The organism is Streptomyces sp. NPDC059853, from assembly GCF_042731495.1.
GTDB lineage: Bacteria > Actinomycetota > Actinomycetes > Streptomycetales > Streptomycetaceae > Streptomyces.
The window spans coordinates 1-1,065 of the sequence record NZ_JBHWJL010000582.1 but is presented as its reverse complement, the minus strand read 5'-3'; the positions used below and the strand labels follow the sequence as shown (position 1 = coordinate 1,065).

General features: G+C 81.1%; 1 protein-coding gene. It reads left to right on the top strand.

The features are described 5' to 3' along the window. Nucleotides 1-89: 89 nt before the first annotated feature. Nucleotides 90-1,058, top strand: a complete 969-nt coding sequence (locus tag ACFV5N_RS28020; protein ID WP_385605398.1) for a hypothetical protein — start codon at nt 90-92, stop codon at nt 1,056-1,058. Nucleotides 1,059-1,065: the final 7 nt, after the last annotated feature.

Here is a 1,065-nt window from a genome sequence, read left to right as displayed (position 1 = left end):
CCGGTACCGGCGGCCCCGCCCGGCTGGGCCATACCGGCCCTCGGCGCGCTCACCGAACCCGGTCACGGCACGGGCCCCGGTGATCCCGCGTGAGGGCGCCGGCCGATCCGGTGCGGGTGCTGATGCACCGGCACCGCGCACTGTGCGAACGGGCCACCGACCCGCTGGAGATCGCCGCCGCGCTGGAGGCGCACGGCGTCACCGACAGCACGGCGGCCCGGTTCCGGCACCGCGATGTGTTCTCCCTGGCAGAGGAGCTGTATGCCCGTACCCCACGCCCCGGTGAGGACACCACGGGGCCCGCCCGCGCCCCCGGCACCCCGTCGGCGCGCCCCCCGCTCGCGACCCCCGGCACCGCACGGCACCGGGCGCCCGCGCGCCGCCGCCGGTTACCCCGCCGGCCGCTGACCCCCCTCCCCGCCGCGCTGGTCTCGGCGGGCATGGCGGTCCCCGGCGCGCCCCAGGCCGCGCTCACCGCGGCGGCCGTGCTGGCCGGCGGCGCGCTGCTGTACCGGCCGGGCCGTGCCCGGATCGCCGCGCTGTGCGTCCTCCCCCTGGTCGCGCTGCTCTGGTACCGCGCCGGCCCCGCGGCGCTGCTGGCGCCCGCGGTCGCGGTCGTCCCGGCCGTCTGGTGCCGCGACTGGTTCGCGGCCCGCTCCCGGCGCCGGCTGGCCGGCAGCCGCAGCCTGCGGGAGTTCGCGGGCGGCGCCCGGGCGCTGCTGGCCGGCTCGCTGCTGCTGTTCACCGCGGGGCTCGCCGCCACCCAGGCCGCCCTGTGGCCGCTGCTCCCCCCGGCGGCGGCCGGCTGGGCGGTGACCGCTCAGACCACGGCCCTGGGCGTGCTGCTCTTCGAGTCCGTCCTGCTGGCCGCGCACGGCTTCCACCGCGCGGCGGCGGCCGGCCCCGCGGCGGCGGCCGTCCTCCATCTGCTGCTCGTCGCACTGCCGGGCGCCCCGCCCGTGCTGCACGCCGCCGCCAGCGGCGCGGCGGCGGCCGCCCTGCTCGTCCCGGCCTCCCGCGCCCTCGCGGGAGCCTCCGCCCACCTGGGGGGTGGCTGATGGATCC